We start from the raw sequence: 17654 nt of genomic DNA, 5'->3' as shown, positions 1-17654 counted from the left end.
ATCATCCCGCGTTTTACGTGCTTTTCTCGGGCCCCCGCGGCGCGTAAAAGCTAGATCAATGACCCTCCAGACCGTCTTCATCAACTAAGGAAAAACAACAATGACCGTTCGCGCGGGCCGGGAATTTCTGGCCATCCCCGGGCCCACCACGATGCCCGACGAGGTGCTGCGGGCGATGCATCGTCCGGCGATCGACATCTATTCCAAGCAGATGACCGATCTGACCGAGAGCCTGATCAGCGACCTCTCGAAACTGTTCGCGACCAAGGGCAAGTCCTACATCTACATCGCCAATGGCCACGGCGCCTGGGAAGCCGTGCTCAGCAACGTGCTGTCGCGCGGCGATAAGCTTCTGGTGCTGGAAAGCGGCCGCTTCGCGATCGGCTGGGGCCATGCGGCATCCTTGATGGGTGCCGAGGTCGAGGTGCTCCGGGGTGACTGGCGCCGCGCAGTGCGGCCGCACGAGGTCGAGGAGCGCCTGCGCCGTGACAAGGAGCACAAGATCAAGGCCGTCGTCGTCGTGCAGGTCGACACTGCCTCTGGCGTACAGAACGACATCGAGGCGATCGGCAAGGCGATCAAGGCGAGCGGCCATCCGGCGCTGTACATGGTCGACACCGTGGCTTCGCTGGGCTGCATGCCGTTCGAGATGGACAAATGGGGCATCGACGTCGCGATGTCCGGCTCGCAGAAGGGCCTGATGACGCCGCCCGGCCTCGGCTTCGTTGCGGCGAATGATCGCGCGCTCGAGGCGCACAAGAAGGCGAACATGGCGACGCCCTATTGGAGCTGGAGCGAGCGCGAAGGCACCGAGCATTATCGCAAATATGCCGGCACCGCGCCGGTGCATCTGTTGTTCGCGCTGCGCCAGGCGATCGACCTCTTGCACGAGGAGGGTCTGGAGAACGCATTCCGTCGCCATCACCTGCTCGGCGAAGCCGCGCGGCAAGCAGTCGCGGTGTGGTCGGAGGGCCAGGTACTCGGCTTCAACATTCTGGAGAACAACGAGCGCTCCAACACGGTGACGACCGTAACCATGGGCAACGGTCACGACCCGGCCGTGCTGCAACGCTATTGCAAGGACAAATGCGGCGTGGTGCTCGGCACCGGCATCGGCGATCTCGAGGGCCAGGCCTTCCGCATCGCCCATATGGGCCACGTCAACGCACCGATGCTGCTCGGCACGCTCGGCGTGATCGAAGTGGGCCTCAACGCGCTGAAGATCCCGCACGGCAAGGGTGGGCTCGAGGCGGCGGTCGCGTATCTCGGCGAGCAGGTGGGGGCGTAATTCTCGTCTCGCGCCCCGGACGCAGCGCAGCACGCAGCGATGCGCTGCTGAGCCGGGGCCCAGGTGGCGGCCTTGGGTCCCGGCTCTGCGTCGCGTCACTGTCGCGCCGCGCCGCGTCCGGGACACGAGCGCGGTGCTTGGCGCTTCTTTAAATCTGGTGTCTTCGATCCGATATATGGCGAGACACGCCCCCTGACGCGAGGATCGACTTGACCAAAACCGCCAGCCCCACCAAGCCCCCCGTCGCGCCGCGGCGGCCGCATTCGTTCACCCGGCACGGCATCAGCGTGAGTGACGACTATGCCTGGCTGAAGGATGCGAAATGGCAGGAGGTGCTGCGCGATCCCCAGGTGCTCGATCCCGACATCCGCAACTATCTCGAGGAAGAGAACGCCTACACCGAGAGCCTGCTCGGCCACACCGCCCTCCTGCAGAAGACGCTGGTGCGCGAGATGCGGTCCCGGATCAAGGAAGACGATTCCAGCGTACCCTCACCGGACGGCCTGTTCGCCTACTTCCGCAAGTTTCGCGAAGGCGGACAGCATGAGCTGTTCGGCCGCATGCCGCGCAACGGCGGCGACAGCGATATCGTGCTCGACGGCGATGCGCTCGCAAAGGATCACAAATACTTCAGGTTCGGCAGCAGCCGGCATTCGCCCGATCACAAGCTCCAGGCCTGGACAGCCGACACCAAGGGTTCGGAGTATTTTTCAATCCGCGTGCGCGATTGGGCGACGCGAACAGACCTCGACGACCTCGTTGAGGAAAGCGACGGCGGCGTGGTCTGGAGCAAGGACGCCAAAAGCTTCTTCTATGTGAAGCTCGACGACAATCACCGACCGATGCAGGTGTGGCGGCACCGGCTCGGCACCAAGCAGGCCGACGATACCCTGGTCTATGAGGAGCAGGACTCCGGCTGGTTCACCCATTTGCACGAAAGCACCAGCGGGCGCTTCTGCGTGATCGCCGGCGGCGATCACGAAACATCCGAGCAGCGGCTGATCGACCTCGCCAATCCCGACGCGCCGCCGCGACTGGTCGCGGCTCGCGAGGAGGGTGTGCAATATTCGCTGGCCGATCGCGGCGACCAGCTCTTCATCCTCACCAACGCCGACGACGCGATCGACTTCAAGATCGTCACCGCACCGCTCGCCGCATCGGAGCGCAACAACTGGCGCGATCTGATTCCGTATCGTCCGGGCATCTATATCATCGATATCGATCTCTATGCCGGCCATCTGGTGCGGCTGGAGCGCGCCAACGCGCTGCCGGCGATCGTGATCCGCGATCTCACTTCGAGCGAAGAGCACGCGATCGCCTTCGATGAGGCGGCCTATTCGCTCGACACCATGGGTTCCTACGAGTTCGAGACGACGAATCTTCGCTTCTCCTATTCGTCGATGACCACGCCGTCGGAGGTCTACGACTATGACATGGCCAAGCGCTCGCGCGTGCTTCGCAAGCGCCAGGAGATTCCGTCCGGCCACGACGCGGCCGACTACGTCACCACCCGTATCATGGCGAAAGCCCATGACGGCGCGGAGGTGCCGGTTTCGATCCTGTATCGCCGCGGCCTCAAGCTCGATGGCACGGCGCCGCTGCTGCTCTACGGTTACGGCTCCTATGGCGCAGCGATGCCGGCCTCCTTCAACACCAACCGCCTGTCGCTGGTCGATCGCGGCTTCGTTTACGCCATTGCGCATATCCGCGGCGGCGCCGACAAGGGCTGGGGCTGGTATCTCGACGGCAAGCGCGAGAAGAAGACCAATACGTTCGACGATTTCGCCGCGAGCGCGCGCGCGCTGATCGCGGCCAACTACACGAGCGCAAAACGCATCGTCGGCCATGGCGGCTCGGCCGGCGGCATGCTGATGGGCGCGGTCGCCAACCGCGCCGGCGAGCTGTTCGCAGGGATCGTCGCCGAGGTGCCTTTCGTCGATGTGCTCAACACCATGCTCGACGACACGCTGCCGCTGACGCCGCCGGAATGGCCGGAATGGGGCAACCCGATCGAGAGCGAGAAGGATTTTCGTACGATCCTGTCCTACTCGCCCTACGACAATGTTGCGGCAAAGGATTATCCGGCGATCCTGGCGATGGGCGGCTTGACCGATCCGCGCGTCACTTACTGGGAGCCCGCCAAATGGATCGCGCGCCTGCGCGCCACTATGAGCGGCGGCGGCCCGGTCCTGCTCCGCACCAACATGGGCGCCGGCCACGGCGGCGCATCGGGCCGCTTCGACCGGCTAGACGAGGTGGCGATCGTCTACGCGTTCGCGCTCTGGGCGGCGGGAATGACGGAGGCGGTGGCGTAGCCAGGTAGCCCGGATGGAGCGCAGCGAAATCCGGGATTCGTGCAGACGACAACACCGCCCCGGATTACGCTTCGCTCCATCCGGGCTACGCGCCGCACGTTGGCCGCGCTCAGCTACCTGCCGTTCGCCTTGCGCCAGGCCGCGAAGTCGGTGAGCGTCTGCGGATCGGTGGCGGGATAGAGCCCGAAGATGCCGCGGCCCTTGCCGACTTCCTCGGTGACGAAATCCTCGAACGCGGTCATCTCGAAGGTTTCATTCGCGATCTCATCGGCGAGATGCGCGGGGATGACGATCACGCCATCACTGTCGCCAAGGATGACGTCGCCGGGAAACACCGGCGCGTCGCCGCAGCCGATAGGGACGTTGATCTCGATCGCCTGGTGCAGCGTCAGGTTGGTCGGCGCGCTCGGGCGGTGATGGAAGGCGGGGAAGCCGAGCTTGGCGATCTCGGCGGAATCACGAAAGCCGCCGTCGGTGACGACGCCGGCGACGCCGCGCTTCATCAATCGCGTCACCAGGATCGCGCCGGCCGAAGCAGCGCGCGCGTCCTTGCGGCTGTCCATCACCAGCACGGCGCCGGGCGGACAATCCTCCACCGCCTTGCGCTGCGGATGCGAGCGATCGCGGAACACCTCGATGGTGTTGAGATCCTCGCGCGCCGGCATGTAGCGCAGCGTGAAAGCCTCGCCGACCATGGTCGGCTGGTTCGGGCTCAGGGGATGCACATCCTGGATCATCTGGATGCGCAGGCCGCGCTTGAACAGCGCGGTGGCGACGGTGGCGGTGGAGACGGATTTGAGCTTGTTGCGGGTGGCGTCGCTGAGTTTTGTCATTGGTGCATCCCTGTGTTGTCATTCCGGGGCGATACGCAGCATCGAACCCGGAATCTCGAGGTTCCGGGTCTGGCCCTTCGGACCATCCCGGAACGACGGTGATTGGGTTAGTAAATCGATGGCTCGCCGATCGGCGCGCCGAAGCCGGTCTCCAGGAAATCGAAGTCGCAGCCGTCATTGGCCTGCTTGATGTGTTTGGTAAACATCCAGCCATAGCCGCGCTCGAAGCGGCGCTCGGGCTGCTTCCATTCCGCGCGGCGTTTGGCGAGCTCGGCGTCCGGCACATCCAGATTGATGGTGCGCGCGGCGACGTCGAGCGTGATGCGGTCGCCGTTCTTCACCAGCGCGAGCGGGCCACCGACATAAGACTCCGGCGCGACGTGCAAGATGCAGGCGCCGTAGCTGGTGCCGCTCATGCGGGCGTCAGAAATGCGCACCATATCGCGCACGCCCTGCTTCACGAGCTTCGTCGGGATCGGCAGCATGCCCCATTCCGGCATGCCCGGCCCGCCCTGAGGCCCCGCATTACGGAGAATGAGGATGTGGTCCTCGGTGACGTCGAGATTGGGATCGTCGACTGCCTTCTTCATCGACGGATAGTCGTCGAACACCAGCGCCGGTCCCGTGTGCTTGAGGAAGCGCGGCGCGCAAGCGCTTGGCTTGATCACGCAACCATCCGGCGCAAGGTTGCCCGTGAGCACGGCAAGCGCTCCCTCCTTGTAGATGGGGTTATCGACCGAGCGGATGACATCATCATTGTGAACCTCAGCGCCCGCGATGTTCTCGCCAAGCGTTTTCCCGGTGACCGTGATGCAATCCAGATGCAGATGCTGCTTGATCTGCTCCATCAGCGCCGGCAGACCGCCGGCATAGAAAAAGTCCTCCATCAGATAGGCATCGCCGCTCGGCCGCACATTGGCGATGACCGGCACCTTGCGGCTGGCCTTCTCGAAATCATCGAGGCCGATGTCCTGACCGGCGCGGCGCGCCTGTGCGATCAGGTGGATGATCGCATTGGTCGAGCAGCCCATCGCCATTGCGACCGCGATCGCGTTCTCAAATGCCTTTCGCGTCTGGACCGTCTTCGGCGTCAGGTCTTCCCAGACCATTTCGACGATGCGGCGACCGCATTCGCTGGCCATGCGAATGTGATTGGCGTCGGCCGCGGGTATCGAGGAGGCGCCCGGCAGCGTCATTCCGATCGCTTCGGCGATCGCCGTCATGGTCGACGCCGTGCCCATGGTCATGCAGGTGCCATAGCTTCTGGCGATACCGGCTTCGATGTCGACCCAGTCCTTGTCGGAGATCTTTCCGGCGCGCCGCTCGTCCCAGTACTTCCAGCCGTCGGAACCCGAGCCAAGCGTCTTGCCCTTCCAGTTGCCGCGCAGCATCGGACCTGCCGGCAGGTAGATCGCCGGGATGTTCATCGAGGTGGCCCCCAACAGCAGCGCCGGCGTGGTTTTGTCGCAGCCGCCCATCAGCACCACGCCGTCGACGGGATGGCTGCGCAGCAGCTCCTCTGCGTCCATCGCCAGCAGGTTGCGGTAAAGCATGGTTGTCGGTTTGAGCAGCGATTCCGACAGCGACAGCGCCGGCAATTCGATCGGCAGACCGCCGGCCATCAGGATACCGCGCTTGACGTCGTCGACGCGCGACTTGAAGTGCATGTGGCAGGGCTGCGCGTCCGACCATGTATTGAGGATGGCAATGATCGGCCGGTCTTTCCATTCCTCCGGCGCGTAACCCATCTGCATGGTGCGCGAGCGGTGGCCAAACGAGCGCAGGTCATCAGGCGCGAACCAGCGCGCGCTGCGGAGCTGGTCGGGCGTCTTTTTCTTCGTCATGATTGGGTACCCCATTTCTGGACGGTATTCCGCTCGATCGCGCGGAAGATCAGGTTCTCGACAAAGAGCCCGATGATAATGACGGTCAAGAGGCCTGCGAAGACCGCAGGAATGTCGAGCAGGTTGCGATTTTCGAAGATGAACCAGCCGAGGCCGCCCTGGCCTGACGACACGCCGAATACCAGCTCGGCCGCGATCAGCGTACGCCAGGCAAAGGCCCAGCCGATCTTGAGGCCCGTGAGGATCGAGCCGAACGCCGCCGGGATCAGAATTTTTGCAACATAAGGCAATCCGCGCAGGCCATAATTGCGCCCGACCATGCGCAGCGTGTTGGAGACGCTCTTGAAGCCGGAATGGGTGTTGAGGGCGACTGGCCACAGCACCGAATGGATCAGCACGAACACTAGACTGGCATTGCCCAGCCCAAACCAGATCAGCGCCAGCGGCAGCAGCGCGATCGCCGGCAGCGGGTTGAACATCGCCGTGACGGTCTCGAGGAAGTCGGTGCCGATACGGGTCGAGATCGCCAGCACCGTGAAGATCGCGGCCAGCACGATTCCCGCCGAGTACCCCATGAACAGCACCTTCAACGAGGTCCATGCGCGCATGGGAATGGTGCCGTCCTTGACGCGTTCGAACAGCGTGACGAGGGTATCGTGCAGCGTCGGGAACAGCAGGGGATTGTCGAGGTAGACGCCGTAGGCTTCCCAGATCGCCGCAAGAAACAGGATGATGATCGTCTTGCGGACGAAGCCTTCGTTCCACAACAGCTCAAGGACGCTCAGCCTGCGCTCGACTTCCCCGGCGCTGACGGCGTCCCCAACCGGTGCGGCTCGCAGCAGGATTCTCGCTTCACTCATGACCGGCTCCCTCAATGCGCCGTTGCCGCGGACGAGAACAGGAGATCATGTATCTCCTTCTCCAGCCGCCCGGCGCTGCCATCGTCGGTGGAGACGCGATCGACATCGACGACCTCCGCCTTGACGCGGCCGGGATGCGGCGACAGCAGGAGGATGCGGTTGCCGATGCGGATCGCCTCGGCGATCGAATGGGTGACGAACAGCACGGTGAACTTGGTCTCGCGCCAGAGCTGGAGCAATTCGTCCTGGCAGGTTCGCCGCGTCAGCGCATCGAGCGCCGCGAACGGCTCGTCCATCAGGAGAATGTCCGGCTCCATCGCCATGCCGCGGGCGATGGCGACGCGCTGCTTCATGCCGCCCGAGAGCGTGTGCGGATAGGCATCGACCACGCGGGTGAGGCCAACCTTGTCGATATAGGCCCGCGCGCGCGCCTCGGCCTCCTTGCGCGGCAGCCGCCGTGCGGTCAGGAGCGGAAACATCACGTTGGCGAGCACGGTCTTCCAGGGCAGGAGCTGATCGAACTCCTGGAAGATCATCATGCGGTCGGCGCCGGGGCCGACGATATCGCGTCCCTGGATCGCCATCCGCCCTTCGCTCGGCACCATGTAGCCGCCGACCGCCTTGAGCAGGGTCGACTTGCCGCAGCCGGACGGTCCGAGCAACACGAAGCGGTCGGACTTGTCGACGGTGAATGACACCTTTTCGGTCGCGGTGACGACGGCGCTCGAGGTCTTGTAGCGCAGCGTCACCCCGCTGACATCGAGCAGCGCCATGGACTCAGCTGCCCTTCAGATCGTGCGCGACGGGGAGATAATAGTCCGTCCACGCCTTGGGCTGCGTCTTCAGCGTGCCGGTCTTGAATAGATGGGCGGCGAATTTCATCGTGCCCTGCGGCTCGAGATTCCACTCCATCATGCCGGGCTGCTTGAGCAGATCCAGCAGCTCCTCGACCGAGGTCTTGTCGCCGGTGATCTCCTTGTAGATCTCGACCGCCTGCCTGGTGTCGCTGCGAATCAGGTCCTGCGCTTCCTTGGTCGCGTCGCGCACAGCCTGGATGATCTTTGGATTGGCGTCGGCGAATTTGGTCGTGGTGAAGAACTGCGCCTGGCTCAGGGGCCCACCCATCACGTCGGATGAATTCAGCACGACATGCGCGCCCGGCACGTTCTTCAGTTCCAGGAAGCTGAACGGCGGAATCGAGAAGTGGTTGTGCACCTCGTGCTTGGGATTGGCGAGCGCGGCGTAGGCATCGGGATGGCCGAGCTGCACCGTGTTGGCATCGAGCTTCGACCACTGGTCCGCGCCAAAGGCTTCGGCGGCCGCGATCTGCAATACGATCGCCTGGGTCGAGACCTTGACCGTCGGCACCGCGATCTTGTCGGTCGGGCCAAAATCCTTGATCGATTTGACGTTGGGATCGCGGCTGATCAGCGTCATCGGCTGCGCCGAGGTCGCGACGATGCCCTTCACGCCGCCGCGGGTGCGATCCCACAGCAGCAGGAGATTGCCGGTGCCGGTGTTGAGGATGTCGACCCCGCCCGCGAGCAGCGCGTCGGTCTGCGCGCCGCCGCCAGAGAAGGTGATCCATTTGGTGGTGACGCCTGATACGCCGAGCGCAGCCGCATGCCTCTCGATCAGCTTCAGCTTCTCCATGATGTGGCTCGGCATGTAGAAAATGCCGGGCTGCCGCGACAGCGCGATCTCGGATTTCTGCTGCGCTCTCGCTGAAGGAGTCGCCGACACGGCCATGGCGGCGATCAGGGCGACGGCGGCGAGGCCGTGCTGGAACTGCTTGATCATTGTTGTTCGTTTCCTCCGGCCGGCATTGACGAGCGGCGTTGGTGATGCACTAATGCATTAGTGCATCAAAGGCAAGCGCGCGGAGCCGCCGCCATGGAAGTGTCCCATACCGCGCCTCGCGGGGCGTCCCGCGCCGGCGCACGGCTCGACCGCGCCCGGCAGGCCGCGCCACAGGTGTTCGAGCGGCTGCGCAACGCGATCCTGTCCCTTGAGCTGCCGCCGGGCTCGCCGCTGTCGCGTGCCGATCTCGCCACGCAATTCGGCGTCAGCTCGACGCCGATCCGCGACGCCTTGATGCGACTGGAGGAAGAAGGGCTCGTCGACGTGTTTCCTCAGCACGCGACGGTGGTCAGCCGAATCGATGTCGGCCGCGCCCAGCAGGCGCATTTCCTGCGCCAGGCGCTGGAGCTCGAGATCGTGCGGCTGCTCGCGGAGAGCCATGACGAAGCCCTGATCATCCGTCTCGACCACGCGATCGCGCTCCAGCAGCAATGCGCCAGGGGCGGAGATTTCGAGAGCTTCATCGCCGGCGACAACGATTTCCACGCCCAGCTCTACGCGGCCGCGGGCAAGCACGAGCTCTGGACGCTGGTACGCAGCCGCAGCGGACATATCGACCGTTTGCGGCGGCTGCACCTTCCCTCCCCCGGCAAGGCCCAGAACATCGTGCGGCACCACAGGCTGATCACCCGCGCGATCGAAGCCGGCGACGCCGATGCCGCGCAGCAGCATTTGCGCACGCATCTGTCAGGCACGCTCAGCGAGCTCGACAGGATCCGGGCAAGCTATCCGGAATATCTCAGCGACTAGACGCGGCGCAGCCACCTGCTGTAGCATGATATGCATGCAAGCGTGCATATAGGCAGATCACGTCCGAGCCACGCCACCGGCACGTCCCATCGTCGCGAAGTGCTTGCAGGTTACGCGGAATCCGCGCAACAATTTCCTAATCCCTGCTTCGACCGACATGGTCGACCTGGACCAGGCTCGGGGGACTGGAACTTGGCCAACATCCTGATCGTGGATGACGATCCGGCCGTGCAGATGACGATCCGGCTGCTGCTGGAGAGGGCTGGCCATCGCGTGATGGTCGCCGGTGACGGCCAACAGGGCCTTGCACTGTTTGAAGCCGATCAGTTCGAGCTGTTGTTCCTGGATATCTTCATGCCCGGAATGGATGGACTGGAGACGATGCGACACATCCGGTCGCGAGCGCCGGGGGTGCCGATCATCGTGATTTCCGGCCGGTCGGCCGCGCCCGACGCCTATGCCGAACCGGACTTCCTCAATATGGCGACGAGGCTCGGCGCAGCGGCAAGCTTGCCCAAGCCGTTCCGCCCCGAGGCGCTGCTCGCGGCCGTCGACGATTGCCTGCAGGCGAGCAAGCCGAGGACTCCTGATGTCAGCACCGGCGGCAGATAACGAGGGCAGCGGTTCTGCGACGCACCAGGACAAGCCGAACCGTACCCGAAACAGCGAGAAGCGCGACATGACGCTGGCGACGCGGCTCGCTATCGCCATGACTCTGCTGGTTGCGGCTACCGTGGCTGCGGTAGGCTGGCTGAGTTCCTCGAGCGTCGAGCAGGCCGTCCTGCCGCGGGTGATCGATCGGCTGGAGACCCACTCACGGTTGCTTGCATCCGACGTCGAAGGCTACGTCGCCAGCGCGCGCGGCGACATTGCCGGCTACCGCGCGGCGGCCGCTCTCAACGGCCTGATCCGCGCGCATCTTGCCGGAGGGACCGACACGCAGGATGGCGTTTCCGAGAAAACCTGGCGCGACCGCCTCGCGGCGCGCCTTGCCGCCGAGATCGATTCCAAGCCGGCTTACGCGCAGTTTCGTATCATCGGCATCGAGGAGGGCGAGCCGGAACTGATCCGGGTGGACCGGACCGGCCCCAGCGACTCGGCGCGGATTGCTCCCAATGACGAGCTCCGGCGCAAGGGTGAGCGCAGCTACTTCCAGGAGACGATCCGGCTTCCTCCGGGCGAGCTCTACGTCTCGCCACTCGAACCGGCGAGTGATCGAGGCGGCACGACGACGGCCCACGCACCGACGCTGCGTGTGGCCTCTCCGCTGTTCACGCCGGACGGCAAGCCATTCGGAATCATCATCGTCAACATCGATATGCGTCCGGAGCTGGAGCGTCTCCGTTCGCTGGTCCGCCCGGGCGAGCAGCTCTACGTCGTGAATGCGCGCGGCGACTACGTCGTGCATCCCGACCGCAGTCGCGAGTTCGGCCTTTCGCACGGCGAGTCCAACGATTGGACGAAGGATCTTCCCTATTTTGCGGGGATGATCGGGGCCACCAAAGGTGCTGCTCAAGCCGTCAGGGATGCGCGAGGCCGGGTTGGCGGCGCAGCTTTCGCGCCGGCGCTACTCGCCGGCAAAGAATGGCTCGGAATCATCGAGATTGCTCCCAACACGACATTCGCCCGTTTTGCCGCGGCGATCCAAAACACCACCTTGTCGGTCGGCTCGATTGCGGTGCTCGGCGCAGCCGTGTTGGCGATCCTGCTCGCGAGAACCCTGACACGGCCTGTCGTGCAACTGACGCGCGCCGTCGAGACCGTCGGCCGAGGCGGCGAGATCGCCATTCCAGTCGATGCGGCCGGCGAAACCGGCGCACTGGCACGGGCCTTCGCGCACATGGTAGCGGAGGTGCAGGCCAAGACCGCGGCTCTCGAACGCGAGGTTCGCGAGCACCGCCGTACCGAAGCCGCGCGAAGCCATCATGCCGAACGCGAGCGCCTGTTCAGTGCCGCGGTCGAATCCTCCGACGATGCGATCGTCATGCAGTCGCTCGACGCCATCATCACCGGTTGGAATCCTGCGGCCGAACGGCTCTATGGCTATTCGGCGGACGAGGCGATCGGCAAGCACACCTCGATCATCGTGCCTCCCGATCGCCGCGAGCAGGGCAAGGATTATTTGCGACGGATCGCGCGCGGCGAACCGATCGAACGCTTCGAGACGGTGCGCCTGCGCAGGGATGGCACTCCTGTGGAGATCGCGCTCAGCCTGTCGCCGATCAGGGGTCCCGGCGGCGAAATCATCGGCGCTTCCGGATCGGCCCGTGACATCACCCAAGCCAGGCGCACCGAGCGGGCACTGCAGCAGCAGCTCGAGGAGCGGCGGCGGATCTTCGACGCCTCGCAGGACCTGATCATGATCATGGATGCGAGGGGCTACGTCGCTCAGATAAGTCCGAGTTCGGAAGCCATTCTCGGCTATCGGCCGCAGGAGATGGTCGGCCGCAGCGGCGCCGACTTCGTCCATCCAGATCATCTGGAGGGGGCACGCGAGGACATGCGGGCCTTGCGGCACGGCGAACGGCCGAAGCTGGCCGACACCCGCTGTTTCCACAAGGACGGGCACGAGGTCTGGCTCTCCTGGCTCGGAACATGGTCTGCCGAGATGAAGCGCTTCTACTTCGTCGGGCGCGACATGACCGAAGCCCGGCTTGCGCAGGAATCGCTGCGGGAAAGCGAGCAGCTCGCCCGCAACATCATCGAGACCTCGCTCGACGCCTTCGTCCAGACCGACGAGAACGGCACCATCCTGGACTGGAACTCGCAGGCGGAAAGGCTGTTCGGCTGGCGGCGCGATGAGGCGCTGGGCAGGAATAGCATCGACCTGATCGTCGCCGAGAGCGAACGCGAAACGATCCGGGCCGGCCTGCAACGCTTCGTGAGCTCGGAAGACGGCAGGGTCCCCGAGCGCCGGCGCGAGATGATGGTCCGCCGACGTGACGGCAAGGAATTCCAGGCTGAGCTGAGCGTCACCGCGCTGAGCCGTCGCGAAGGACTGCTGTTCAACGTCTTTTACCGCGACCTGACCGACAAGGTCGCGGCCGAGGAGCGCATTCGCCATGCCGAGAAGATGGAGGCGGTCGGACAGCTCACGGGCGGCGTGGCGCACGACTTCAACAACATCCTCACCGTCATCACCGGGACGATCGAGATCCTGGCGGAAGCGGTCGAGAAGGAGCCGCAGCTTGCCGCCATCACCAAGATGATCGACGAGGCCGCGGCGCGCGGCGCCGATCTGACCCAGCACCTGCTCGCCTTTGCACGCAAGCAGCCGCTGCAACCGCGCGAGATCGACGTCAATTCGTTGATCGTCGACACCGCCAAGCTGCTGCGTCCGACGCTGGGCGAGCAGATCCAGATCGAGTCCGTGTTCGAGGCGGAAAGTTGCGTGGCGATCGTCGACCCCAACCAGCTCACCACCGCGCTTCTCAACCTGGCGCTCAACGCCCGCGACGCCATGCCGAACGGCGGCAAGCTGATCCTGGAGACGGGAGCTGCCTATCTCGACGAAGTCTACGCCAACATCAACGACATTCGCCCCGGCCACTACGTGCTGATCGCGGTCAGCGACACCGGCGCCGGCATCCCGGCAAAGCTCCTGGACCGGGTGTTTGATCCCTTCTTCACCTCGAAGGGACCCGGCAAGGGCACCGGCCTCGGCCTCTCCATGGTCTACGGCTTCGTCAAGCAGTCTGCCGGCCATATCAGGATCTACAGCGAGGAAGGACACGGGACCACGATCAAGATGTACCTGCCGCCGGGCATGACGGCGACCGCGAACGGCGAGGGCGTGACGCCGGCTACGATCGAGGGCGGAGACGAGACGATTTTGGTGGTCGAGGACGATCGCCTGGTGCGCGACTATGTGCTGGCTCAGCTGCATTCGCTGGGCTACGCGACGTTGCAGGCGGCCAATGCGGCTGACGCGCTGGTGATCGTCACGGCCGGAAAGCCGTTCGACCTCCTGTTCACCGACGTGATCATGCCGGGCAAGATGAACGGCCGTCAGCTTGCCGACGAGATCCTGAAGACCAGGCCAGATCTCAAAGTGGTCTACACATCAGGCTATACGGAAAACGCGATCATCCACCACGGACGATTGGACTCAGGCGTTCTGCTGCTGGCCAAGCCGTACCGCAAGTCGGATCTCGCAAGGATTTTGCGCAAGGCGCTCGACGGTTGAGACGCGCGTAACTCTCGTGTCCCGGACGCACTGCAGCGCGCCAGCGCTGCTGTGCAGAGCCGGGATCCACAACGCTTGCTCTAAACTGGAGAGATGGGCCCCGGCTCAGCAGCGCATCACTGCGTGACGCGCTGTGTCCGGGGCACGAGAGAGGAGCTTCGATTTACGACGCGCGCTGGGCCGCCGTCATCACGATGCGGATCAGATCGGCCGCATTTCGGGCACCGAGCTTCTTCATGATGTTGGCGCGATGATCCTCGATGGTGCGCGGGCTGATCCCGAGCGTACGGCCGGCTTCCTTGTTGGAGGCACCCGCGGCGAACTGCTCGAGCACCTCGCGCTCGCGCCGGGTCAGGGGCTCGCGTCCGGGGAAGTGGAGCTGGCCGAACTTGGGCGAGGCGCTCTCCGCTTGCCGACGTGCATAAGCCCCGATCGCCTCGTCGAGCCGGTTGACGATCTCGCTGCCGCGGAACGGCTTCTCGATGAAGTCGAGCGCGCCGTTCTTGATGGCGCTGACGGCCATCGAGATATCGCCCTGTCCGGAGATCATGAAGATCGGCGCGGGATAATCCTCGCCGTGCAGCTCCCTCAAGATGTCGAGGCCCGACTTGCCGGGAATGTGGACGTCGAGCAGGATCGCGGCCGGTGTGCGATTTCGCGCGACCGCGAGCAGCGCGGCGCCGTCGGCAAAACAGATCACTTCATAGCCCGCCGCCTTCAACACCATCGAGAGGGTGTCGCGAACGGCAGGGTCGTCGTCGACCACAAAGATCTCGCCACGGGAGGTTTTTTCGGCCATGTGCCACGTCCATCCGGCATGAGAAGACTTGTGTCCGCGCCAAACGTTTTTGGCGTTCGGCACGGATTCGGCCCACCCCGCATTTGTACGGGACATGAAGTTAACGCACAAGTAGCGGCGTAGTGCCTAATGACTGGGGGACGGAGAATATCCATGCAAAATTCTGCTGGCACCGACCCACGTGTCGCAGCGGCCATTTCCGACAGCCGTCAGTTGATCGCCGCCGATCTTCGCTCTCTGATCGCGCAGATCGAGACCAGCATACGCCTGATCGAGGCCGCGATCACGCTGGAGGATGCCTGCGATCCGCCGGGTTCCACCGACGTTTTCGTGCTGGATGACGTCACGCCCCGCTATGCCACGGCAAACGCAGCGCTCGGTGCGTGCAGGGCCGGCCTCGACCTTGCCTTAAAATCGTTCTCTGATTCCGGCAGGTTGGCTGAAACTGCGACCGCAGCGGCACGGCAGCCGCACCTGATCGGCTGATACCGCGCGTACCCCGCGCGTGATCACGCGCGGTGGCGCTCTACGATCGCATCGGTGGCGACTCCGCCCCAAGTATGCATCGTCGGCAGACCCATCGCCATCTTGCCGAGATTGGCAAGGCAGATGCGCAGCGCGGCGAGATCGAGCGGCTTCGGCAGGCTCTGCAGTTCGATTCCCACCGACCGGGCAAAGTGGCGGGCGGCACTGCGACGCCGGCCATCCATGCCGCTGATGACAATCACGGAGCCCGCGAATTTCGCCTCCGACATCACGCGCAGCACCTCGATGCCGTCGCCGTCCTCCAGAACGAGATCGAGCGTCACACAGTCGAAGCGCCCGGCGCGAAGCTTGCTGATCGCCTCCGAAACCGAGGACGCCACGGTCACCGCATGTCCGGCCTGCTTGGCTGCGACCGTGATCAGGCTGCGCTGCGTGGCGTCGTCATCGACGACCAGAAGCTGCAACGGACGCCGTTCGCCGGCATCAGACGGGTTTGACGGGAGTGTGGAGAAGGAGCTTCTTGGCATTACCGGATCCTGCGAGTGAGACCGGCAATTCATACAGCGCACGCGCTTAGGCCACGTAAAACGGAGGCCGCGAATTCAATCGGATGTTTGCAGCAAATTCGACACAACGCGTTAGGAAAGCAAGCAGGACGCCAGCCCCGTGTTCAGACCATCGCGTCATGACCCGCGGCGGCGCGCTTCTTCTTGTTCTTGCCGCGCAGGAATTGGATGTCCATTTCCGCACCGTTGACGCGCACCAGCTCGCAACGGCGATAGGCAAGGCCTGTCGAGGACAGCAGGAGAAAAAATTCCTTGAGGTTCAGGCCCTGGATCGAGCCTTCGACCGTAAGGATGGCATCGGTGTCGGAAATCGCGTTGAGCTTGCAATCGCGACGCCAGGTTCCGTCGATCGCCATGATGCAGACATCATAGCCCCGACTGAACGTCACACGTTCCGCACCCTTGCCATCCTCGCTCATGCGCGCAGCCCTGCCATTGCAGCAGTCCGCGGAGGCGCCGCCGCGATCGCCGGCTTGGCGCCGACGCTGCGTGCGTCATTGGGCTTGTAGAGGCCGCGCCGCTCCGGAATCGGACGGAATGTGTCGGTCAGCCCGACCACGGTTTCCGCAGCTCCGAGCACCAGGAAGCCGTCGCCCTCGACCTGACGAGCGAGGCGGTTGAAGATGTTGATCTTGGTCTCCTGGTCGAAATAGATCAGCACGTTGCGGCAGAAGATCACGTCGAAAGTGCCGAGCTGGGAGAAATCGTGCAGCAGATTGAGCTGCCGATGCTGGATCATGGCGCGCAGCTCGGGATTGATCTGCCAAGTCTCGCCGGTCTGCTTGAAATATTTGACCAGAAGCTGAATCGGCAGGCCTCGCTGCACCTCGAACTGGCTGTAGATGCCGGCCCTGGATTTCTCCAAAACCTCCTGCGACAGATCGGTGGCGATGATCTCGACCCGCCAGCCGGTGAGCGCCGCGCCCATCTCCTTCAAGCTCATCGCCAGCGAATAGGGTTCCTGCCCGGTCGAGCCGGCGGCACACCAGATACGCACGCTCCGGCGCGCCGCGCGCGCCTTGAGCACCTCTGGCATGATCGTATCGCGGAAATGATCGAACGGGACCTTGTCGCGGAAGAAAAAGGTCTCATTGGTGGTCATGGCTTCGACCACGCTGGTGATCAGCGCGCTCGAACCAGCTTGCAGCTTCTGGACGAGCTCGCCGATGCCGGAGAGTCCGGCCTTGCGCGCGAGCGGCAACAGCCGGCTCTCGATCAGATATTGCTTGTCGGCAGACAGATCGAGACCGGAATGGTCTCTCAGAAACTTCCGCAGATACTCATACTCGGGCGGGGTCACAGGGCAGCCTCTCGCAGGATTACCGGGAACACTCAGGCCAGGAAGACTTAAGCAAAGGCTTGTCCGACCGGGATCAAGCCGACTTCAGCGAACTTGTCGGCGATGATGTCCTTGTCGAACGGCTTCATGATGTATTCGTTGGCGCCGCCGCTGAGCGCCTGGGCGATGTGGGCGACGTTGTTTTCGGTGGTGCAGAACACCACCTTGGGCTGGTCGCCGCCGGGCATGCGGCGCATGTGGCCCATGAATTCGAAGCCGTCCATGACCGGCATGTTCCAGTCGAGCAGCACGGCATCGGGCAGCTTCTGCTGACAGATCTCCAGCGCCTTCGAGCCGTCCTCGGCTTCGGTGACTTCGAATTCAAGGCCTTCCAGGATGCGGCGCGCGATCTTGCGCACGACGCTGGAATCATCGACGACCAAACATGTCTTCATTTTGGTTCTCCGGCTTCGATGTTGTTGGGCTCACGCAGCCATTTGCACTTTGGTTTCGAGTTCGAGAACGCGATCGACATCGAGAACGACCATGAGCTGGCCGTCGAGACGGTGGACGCCGCCGGCAAGCTTG

The 17654-nt window shown here is 64.0% G+C and carries 16 protein-coding genes and 1 pseudogene; 6 read left to right on the top strand and 11 right to left on the bottom strand.

Features of this window, described 5'->3' with window-relative positions; genetic code table 11:
• Positions 1–100 precede the first annotated feature (100 nt).
• Positions 101–1288, top strand: coding sequence for a pyridoxal-phosphate-dependent aminotransferase family protein (locus tag SO156_RS37590; RefSeq protein ID WP_498538324.1), 1188 nt, complete (start codon positions 101–103; stop codon positions 1286–1288).
• 209 nt (positions 1289–1497) lie between these two features.
• Positions 1498–3603 (top strand): S9 family peptidase, encoded by a 2106-nt coding sequence (locus SO156_RS37585; protein WP_498538323.1) that lies wholly within the window; start codon positions 1498–1500, stop codon positions 3601–3603.
• A gap of 113 nt (positions 3604–3716) precedes the next feature.
• Here SO156_RS37585 and SO156_RS37580 read toward each other — a convergent pair whose 3' ends face one another.
• From SO156_RS37580 to SO156_RS37560, 5 genes are all read right to left on the bottom strand, one after another.
• A complete protein-coding gene (locus SO156_RS37580) occupies positions 3717–4436 on the bottom strand; it encodes a ribonuclease activity regulator RraA (RefSeq protein WP_498538322.1) in 720 nt (239 codons plus the stop codon).
• 107 nt (positions 4437–4543) lie between these two features.
• The gene (gene araD, locus SO156_RS37575; RefSeq protein ID WP_458149668.1) at positions 4544–6280 is read right to left on the bottom strand and encodes an L-arabinonate dehydratase; all 1737 of its coding nucleotides are present in this window, start codon (positions 6278–6280) and stop codon (positions 4544–4546) included.
• On the bottom strand, positions 6277–7140 hold the full coding sequence (locus SO156_RS37570) for an ABC transporter permease (protein ID WP_498538321.1): 864 nt from the start codon (positions 7138–7140) through the stop codon (positions 6277–6279). The genes araD and SO156_RS37570 overlap by 4 nt, the downstream gene beginning before the upstream one ends.
• Positions 7141–7151: 11 nt before the next feature.
• Positions 7152–7913 carry an ABC transporter ATP-binding protein gene (locus SO156_RS37565; protein ID WP_498538320.1) on the bottom strand — a complete coding sequence of 254 codons (762 nt, stop codon included), beginning with the start codon at positions 7911–7913 and terminating at the stop codon, positions 7152–7154.
• A gap of 4 nt (positions 7914–7917) precedes the next feature.
• On the bottom strand, positions 7918–8940 hold the full coding sequence (locus SO156_RS37560) for an ABC transporter substrate-binding protein (RefSeq protein ID WP_498538319.1): 1023 nt from the start codon (positions 8938–8940) through the stop codon (positions 7918–7920).
• Positions 8941–9033: 93 nt separating this feature from the next.
• Here SO156_RS37560 and SO156_RS37555 point away from each other — a divergent pair, with 93 nt between their 5' ends.
• The 3 genes from SO156_RS37555 (at position 9034) to SO156_RS37545 (ending at position 13936) form a co-directional block, all read left to right on the top strand.
• Positions 9034–9750, top strand: a complete 717-nt coding sequence (locus tag SO156_RS37555; protein WP_498538318.1) for a GntR family transcriptional regulator — start codon at positions 9034–9036, stop codon at positions 9748–9750.
• Positions 9751–9942: 192 nt separating this feature from the next.
• Positions 9943–10362: a response regulator gene (locus SO156_RS37550; RefSeq protein ID WP_498538317.1), complete on the top strand. Its 420-nt coding sequence runs from the start codon at positions 9943–9945 to the stop codon at positions 10360–10362.
• On the top strand, positions 10340–13936 hold the full coding sequence (locus tag SO156_RS37545; protein ID WP_498538316.1) for a PAS domain S-box protein: 3597 nt from the start codon (positions 10340–10342) through the stop codon (positions 13934–13936). The genes SO156_RS37550 and SO156_RS37545 overlap by 23 nt, the downstream gene beginning before the upstream one ends.
• A 163-nt stretch (positions 13937–14099) precedes the next feature.
• Here the strand turns inward: SO156_RS37545 and SO156_RS37540 are convergent, their stop codons facing one another.
• Positions 14100–14735, bottom strand: a complete 636-nt coding sequence (locus tag SO156_RS37540) for a response regulator transcription factor (RefSeq protein WP_449384159.1) — start codon at positions 14733–14735, stop codon at positions 14100–14102.
• A 153-nt stretch (positions 14736–14888) separates the two neighbouring features.
• On the opposite strand from SO156_RS37540, the gene SO156_RS37535 reads away from it, so the two are divergent.
• On the top strand, positions 14889–15221 hold the full coding sequence (locus SO156_RS37535) for a hypothetical protein (RefSeq protein ID WP_498538315.1): 333 nt from the start codon (positions 14889–14891) through the stop codon (positions 15219–15221).
• A gap of 23 nt (positions 15222–15244) precedes the next feature.
• Here SO156_RS37535 and SO156_RS37530 read toward each other — a convergent pair whose 3' ends face one another.
• The 5 genes and pseudogenes from SO156_RS37530 to SO156_RS37510 all read right to left on the bottom strand — a co-directional run.
• Positions 15245–15748 (bottom strand): response regulator, encoded by a 504-nt coding sequence (locus tag SO156_RS37530; RefSeq protein ID WP_458149660.1) that lies wholly within the window; start codon positions 15746–15748, stop codon positions 15245–15247.
• 143 nt (positions 15749–15891) lie between these two features.
• A complete protein-coding gene (locus tag SO156_RS37525; RefSeq protein WP_458149659.1) occupies positions 15892–16206 on the bottom strand; it encodes a PilZ domain-containing protein in 315 nt (104 codons plus the stop codon).
• Complete coding sequence (locus tag SO156_RS37520) at positions 16203–17087, bottom strand: CheR family methyltransferase (protein ID WP_498538314.1); 885 nt, start codon at positions 17085–17087, stop codon at positions 16203–16205. The genes SO156_RS37525 and SO156_RS37520 overlap by 4 nt, the downstream gene beginning before the upstream one ends.
• 47 nt (positions 17088–17134) lie before the next feature.
• Complete coding sequence (locus SO156_RS37515; protein WP_458149657.1) at positions 17135–17521, bottom strand: response regulator; 387 nt, start codon at positions 17519–17521, stop codon at positions 17135–17137.
• Positions 17522–17551: 30 nt separating this feature from the next.
• Positions 17552–17654, bottom strand: a pseudogene (locus SO156_RS37510) (chemotaxis protein CheW); the annotation flags it as partial.

The organism is Bradyrhizobium sp. UFLA05-125 (genome assembly GCF_059803515.1).
Note: the sequence above shows the minus strand (reverse complement) of the source record. Positions and strands in the feature narration are given on the sequence as shown.

Bases quoted from the DNA above. Each gene is read 5' to 3' on its own strand.
- SO156_RS37590 (WP_498538324.1), top strand. From the start codon at position 101: ATGACCGTTCGCGCGGGCCGGGAATTTCTGGCCATCCCCGGGCCCACC.
- SO156_RS37555 (WP_498538318.1), top strand. From the start codon at position 9,034: ATGGAAGTGTCCCATACCGCGCCTCGCGGGGCGTCCCGCGCCGGCGCA.
- araD (WP_458149668.1), bottom strand. From the start codon at position 6,280: ATGACGAAGAAAAAGACGCCCGACCAGCTCCGCAGCGCGCGCTGGTTC.
- SO156_RS37540 (WP_449384159.1), bottom strand. From the start codon at position 14,735: ATGGCCGAAAAAACCTCCCGTGGCGAGATCTTTGTGGTCGACGACGAC.
- SO156_RS37530 (WP_458149660.1), bottom strand. From the start codon at position 15,748: ATGCCAAGAAGCTCCTTCTCCACACTCCCGTCAAACCCGTCTGATGCC.
- SO156_RS37565 (WP_498538320.1), bottom strand. From the start codon at position 7,913: ATGGCGCTGCTCGATGTCAGCGGGGTGACGCTGCGCTACAAGACCTCG.
- SO156_RS37515 (WP_458149657.1), bottom strand. From the start codon at position 17,521: ATGAAGACATGTTTGGTCGTCGATGATTCCAGCGTCGTGCGCAAGATC.
- SO156_RS37570 (WP_498538321.1), bottom strand. From the start codon at position 7,140: ATGAGTGAAGCGAGAATCCTGCTGCGAGCCGCACCGGTTGGGGACGCC.
- SO156_RS37545 (WP_498538316.1), top strand. From the start codon at position 10,340: ATGTCAGCACCGGCGGCAGATAACGAGGGCAGCGGTTCTGCGACGCAC.
- SO156_RS37525 (WP_458149659.1), bottom strand. From the start codon at position 16,206: ATGAGCGAGGATGGCAAGGGTGCGGAACGTGTGACGTTCAGTCGGGGC.
- SO156_RS37535 (WP_498538315.1), top strand. From the start codon at position 14,889: ATGCAAAATTCTGCTGGCACCGACCCACGTGTCGCAGCGGCCATTTCC.
- SO156_RS37560 (WP_498538319.1), bottom strand. From the start codon at position 8,940: ATGATCAAGCAGTTCCAGCACGGCCTCGCCGCCGTCGCCCTGATCGCC.
- SO156_RS37580 (WP_498538322.1), bottom strand. From the start codon at position 4,436: ATGACAAAACTCAGCGACGCCACCCGCAACAAGCTCAAATCCGTCTCC.